At 47.7% G+C, this 5,406-nt stretch carries 4 protein-coding genes and 1 pseudogene; all 5 read right to left on the reverse strand.

Translation table 11 applies throughout. The annotated features are described in order from the left end of the window. The coding region (locus tag AC1DUA_RS33625; RefSeq protein WP_477503871.1) for a D-2-hydroxyacid dehydrogenase family protein at positions 1-850 on the reverse strand (850 nt) is incomplete at its 3' end. Positions 851-1,000: 150 nt separating this feature from the next. After that, complete coding sequence (locus tag AC1DUA_RS33630; protein WP_477503872.1) at positions 1,001-2,146, reverse strand: carbohydrate-binding protein; 1,146 nt, start codon at positions 2,144-2,146, stop codon at positions 1,001-1,003. After that, entirely contained in the window at positions 2,091-3,062 is a 972-nt protein-coding gene (locus tag AC1DUA_RS33635) for a glycoside hydrolase family 43 protein (protein WP_477503873.1), read from the reverse strand. Before AC1DUA_RS33635 ends, AC1DUA_RS33630 begins: the two co-directional genes overlap by 56 nt. Positions 3,063-3,196: 134 nt before the next feature. Then, complete coding sequence (locus tag AC1DUA_RS33640; RefSeq protein WP_477503874.1) at positions 3,197-5,113, reverse strand: alpha-L-arabinofuranosidase C-terminal domain-containing protein; 1,917 nt, start codon at positions 5,111-5,113, stop codon at positions 3,197-3,199. Between the two features lie 24 nt (positions 5,114-5,137). Beyond that, positions 5,138-5,406 (reverse strand): annotated as a pseudogene (locus AC1DUA_RS33645) (carbohydrate ABC transporter permease); the annotation flags it as partial.

Genomic DNA, 5,406 nt, shown 5'->3' on the forward strand with positions numbered 1-5,406 from the left:
GTGTAGTAAGAAGATTCGGAAGCGTCCTGTACTTATCATCTTGCGGCAGTGGTTCCACCTCGAACACATCTACTGCGGCGCCGGCGATCCAGCGGTTCTGCAAAGCCTCGGCAAGCGCTTCTTGATCTACGATCGGTGCGCGAGATGTATTGATCAGATAAGCGGATGGACGCATATGCTTGAGCTCCGCCGCGCTGATTAGCCCTCTTGTCCTGTCGCTTAAAACAAGGTGAATCGACACAAAGTCGCTGTTCTCAAGCAGCTCCTCCTTAGAACTAGCCAATCTCACGCCAACTTCGTCGGCCTTCTCTTGTGTTAAATTCTGGCTCCATGCCACGACGTCCATGCCGAACGCTTGACCGAATTTGGCAATCTTGGTGCCAAGTTTCCCAAGGCCCAGTACGCCAAGCGTCTTGCCGTACAAATCTGTTCCGATCGTGCTCTGCCACTGACCACTGCGAATTGCGTTATGCTCTTGCACGATGTTGCGAGCGAGCCCAAGAACCAAAGCCCAAGTGAGCTCAGCAGTTGCGTTGCCTGCTCCACCCGTTCCGCAAACGGTAATGCCTTGCGCAGCAGCAGCGTCCAGATCGATGGAGGCATTCCGCATACCTGTAGTGACTAACAGCTTCAAATGGGGAAGCCGCTTAAGTAGGGATGCGCGGAAAGGAGTCCGTTCGCGCATAATCACAACAATTTCGCAGTCGGCGATTAGTTCGACAAGCTCATCCGGTGACTCGATATGCTGATTGATGCTCTTGACCTCCACTTGGTCCGTAATCGGGGACCAATCCGCAGCAGTTAAAGCCACTTGCTGGTAGTCATCTAGAATTGCGCAGCGAAGTTTCATTATGTAATTGCCTCCTTCATTGTACATGTAAGTATACCAATTTCAAGTATATTCCTGTCGTGAGTGGCATGCAAACTGTACGCGTTCTTGACGTTCATTTCCTCACGGAGAAGAGACACTGACGGCCATATCGTCAGTGTCTCTTCTTTTTTATCTATTTCCTGTTACTGTCAGCGGAGATATCACCCAATCAGGTGAAGCGCCTCGCAAACCTATACGCCCGTTAAGAAACGCATTCGGGTCTGTCCAGCTCAAGAGAGGCTCTTTACTCGTATCTATAAAAACAGCAATCGTCGTTCCCTTCAGCTTCACAGTCACCTTTCGGGTTTCGCCAGGTTCAAAAGCTAGAGAGCCGGTTGCCTCTTCCACAGCATTTTCATAGCTCACCCGACTTAGTTTGACCTTGTTGTTATGAAACGCAAGGGCATAACCCATGAAAGCATCTTTGACCTGGTCTTTGAATTCCGACTCATTCGTCGTCCGCAGCAGAATGCCTGCCTCGTCCGTTGTCGCTTTTTTCATTGTCAGATCAAAGCTGACGGTATAATCCGCCCATCCCCATTCGCCACCAAAGCGATTGGCAATTCCTACTGCCGCCGGCTTGATGACCGACTGTTCCGGCGCTGGCACGTTCAGATTCGCTTCCACATACCTTAGCGTGATCTCACCTTTGTCCTGGCGCAGAGACAGCCATTGTGTCCCTTTCTTCAACTCAAACACCCCGATTGGTATTTTCGTCCAATCCGAATCAGCTGCAAAGGAAGAGGAATCGAGTTTTACTTTCTTCGTCGCCCCATTCGTTTCCACCAATAACGTTGATCCTGCCGACGATTTGGATACATTCACAGCTAGCAAATAGCTGCCGTCCTGACGAATATTGACCGGGTAGCTAAGTCCATCGCCTTTGCCAGACAAGATCACGGCATCACTGCCGTCCGGTGTAATTCCGGAACGGATGCCCGGATGCCCGTCTTGAACACCATGAACAGCTTCCATCGTGCCGGGCAGCGGTTTGATCACTTTCTGATCGCTGCTGCCATGCGATTCATTAGAAAAAGCCGTAAAATGCAGGAGTGGCTGCGTTGCTAGCGGCCACATATAACCGATGCGGCCAGCTCCCGCCGCCACACTGGACTGCTCGATCTTGAGCAGCCCGTCCCAGTAGATCATCGTACCTGATCTTCCCGTTTCGACGCGAATGGTATGCAGCTTCGTAAGATCGGTGCCCTTAGGCAGCTTCTTAGTGGAAACAACCGTCTCGCTGCCGTTCACGCGATGAATGAGTGAGAGCTCCATCGACGCTCCAGTTATGCGCGCCGACCAGTAAATCTCGGAATTCCGGCATTTGARGTGCTTCCTGCGGCGTTCCATGCGTCGGCCCAAGAACATACATCTTATCGCCATTAAATACAAGGCGATCCATGTTTAGCTTACGGACCGGTGGTCCTTCCGCAGAACGTCCAATCAGATTGTGGTAGACGATGTAATAAGAATCTAGATTAGGTCCCATAATCGTTGCGCTATGACCAAGTCCATTGAAATCGTTCGCTGTAGAAATCAGGATTGGATTATTCTCAGGAATGGTATATGCACCAGTGGGAGAATCATGATTCACACCGTAATTAACGCGATAGCCTTTGCTAAAAACATGATTGCCCGTGTAAGTTATGAAATAACGTCCATTTCGCTTGATGATCATTGAACCTTCCGTCCAATGACCAAGTGAGGCGTTCAACTGTTTGCCTGCTTCAATTGTATATGGATCGGACATCGAGCTTATCATAATGCCGCCGAATTTCGCGTGAGTGAAATACCACTTCTCATCATCATCGATRAAGACAGATCCATCAATCGTGTAGCCGAGATTATCTGTCTTTTTAACGAAAGGTCCTGTAGGTTTATCGCTTTGCAAAACGTAATGTCCCTTGCCCGCTGGAGAAGTGTACATGTAGAACGCTCCGTTCCAATAGACAACCTCCGGCGCATACGCGCCTTCACTAACGGGTTCCTCTGTAACCAACCCTTCATAGCGCCAATTCACTAGATCATCCGAACTCCAAGCCTTAACGCCGACTCTCCTGTCCTTGGTGCTGCAATACAGGTAGTATTTACCGTTAAAGCGCAGAACGTAAGGATCTCCAATGCCGTAATCCTCCCATTCTTGATCCAAGACAAGGGGATTCTGATAGGTTTGACCCAAGGCTACCTCCATCCTGTTCGCCTCCTCACTCCCCCTAATTTGGGGCTGCATAGCAACAACCACAATGACAAGGATAACAGCACTCACAGCCAACGCTATGAGCCATGCTTTTTTATACCATCGCATTTGGTTAGCTTTCACTCCCATTAGCGAGTAATTTCTAATACATAAACAGACGAAGCTCTCAATGAACAGGTCACTTGCGATTTCAAAATCGGCATATCATGGGCTTTGCAGACCACGTTGTCAGGATGTTGCGCATCGTTGATGCTTTCATAGTGATCCGCAGTGACTTCCAGCAATCGGGCTGTGCCCGTTTCAACAAAACTATCAAGCTGAATATCCGTAATCGTGTCCTCGAGACTTCGATTTACTATAAAAATCGTCAGCTTATCTCCCTGAGTACTCGTACAAGCCACGACATCCAAATTCGGCAGAGCATCCAAGTGTGGGATATGGATGGGGCTATTTACCTCAAAACTTTCGCAATCGGTCTGAGTTTCAATCACATAACCTAAGTCACGGTTCGCATACATCTTCATGACATAATAGGTCGGCGAACCATATACGGTTAACGAATTTTCACTTCTTCCGGAAGATTTCCCTCGAAACTGGTCCGCATAGAAATCCCCTACCCTTATACAACCGCCAAGCCAGCCATTCACTAGGTCGGAGAAGCTGCCGATCTCAATCAAATCGCTATTTCGAATAAATTCATTCAAATTCGCTGCATTCGCCACAGCTGCTTCAAGTGTGTGTTCATTAGGCAGACCCTTGCGAATTGTGTTCGGATAATACATCGTGTTGTATTCCGTTATCGCCAATTTAATGTGGGCATAGCGCTCTGATGAATCGAACAGTTCCCGCGATTGACGCACGGTTTCTCTTGTCATTTCGGGATATGAAACAATGGCCTTATAACGCTCTTCGCTTAGCGTACGATGATTCATCCCAAAACGATTGCATCCGTGATACAAGTGCAAGGTTAAGAAATCAATATGCTCAGCGGCTTGCGCTAGCAATGTTTTGTTCCAATCCATCTTGTCATCGCCGCAAGCCAACAGCTTAATATTAGGATCGGCTGCTTTCATGGATTCAGCAAATCGCAGGTACCGTTCTGCGAACTGCTCTGCCGTGCAATGGCCAACTTGCCATGCTCCCCATACTTCATTCCCGATCTCCCAATATTTCACGCCATACGGCTCAGGATGTCCATTAGCTGCGCGAAGTTGCCCCATCGGTGTATCCACACCGCCATTGCAATATTCAATCCACTCTGCCGCTTCTTCTGGAGTACCCGACCCATCATTCACACAGATGAGAGGCTCTACCTTCAATTCCTGGCAAAATGCAATAAACTCGTCTGTACCGAAATATTTATTCGTCCATCCTCCCCATGCTTCATTAATGACTGCTGGGCGCTCATAGACAGGTCCAACATTACCAACGCTATCGGAAGGGAGCAGCGAAATATGATCCAGCCAAAGCATCCCTGTAGAAACATGATCGAGCCAACGTGCATGATCCGAAGGTACATATAATCTGAATTCTGCATGTTCACAATCTCGCTGTACCCGGAGACGCGTTTCATAATGCTTCCAATTATGACTCTCTATTTCAATTCGTGCTTGCCCCAACACTTCGCCATTCGTTGCATCTACAATCTCCACTACTACAAATTTGATTTCCACAGAAGCTCTTGCATACAGCGCGAGCGAATAGCCATGTTGATCTTGTTTCACGGCAATGGCTTGATTAATCCCTGCATATCCCTCGTCATCACTAAAGATTCTAATCCGTTGACTATGTCCAGAATGACGCGCAGCCGCTGGTTCAAGTCCATATAGCGTGCTTTTCCCATTTGTATAAGGACGCCAGCTTCCAGAAAGCCCTCTATACGCTTCATCCATACTTTCAAAATCCATATCTCTCAAAGGATAAGCTAACATCACATCCATATGGTCACGAATATCCTCCACAAAATGACCGAACAAATACGGATTAATTTTGCTAGTACCGACTTGATGTGTATTCAATTGAATTCTAGCTCTAGATTGCACCATAAAAGCAACGCTTCCTTTCACTATCTATCCTTTTAATGAACCAATCATAACGCCCTTCACAAAATGCCGCTGTACGAACGGATACATCAACAATACTGGCAAACTGGAAATGATAATAACCACATATTTAATGCTTTCTGCCAATAACACTTTGGACTCCAACCCTACATTACTGTCGGCTGCATCCGACGAACTGACCATGAGCACTTCACGCAACACGAGCTGTAACGGGTACAAATCCTTGCTGCGAATATAAATTAGGGCATTAAAGTAGGAATTCCAATGACCTACCG

Source organism: Paenibacillus sp. 01T422 (genome assembly GCF_056398785.1).

What these genes read in the sequence shown, in the direction of transcription:
- AC1DUA_RS33630 (WP_477503872.1), bottom strand. Translation starts at nt 2,146, where the DNA reads ATGGAGCTCTCACTCATTCATCGCGTGAACGGCAGCGAGACGGTTGTT.
- AC1DUA_RS33640 (WP_477503874.1), bottom strand. Translation starts at nt 5,113, where the DNA reads ATGGTGCAATCTAGAGCTAGAATTCAATTGAATACACATCAAGTCGGT.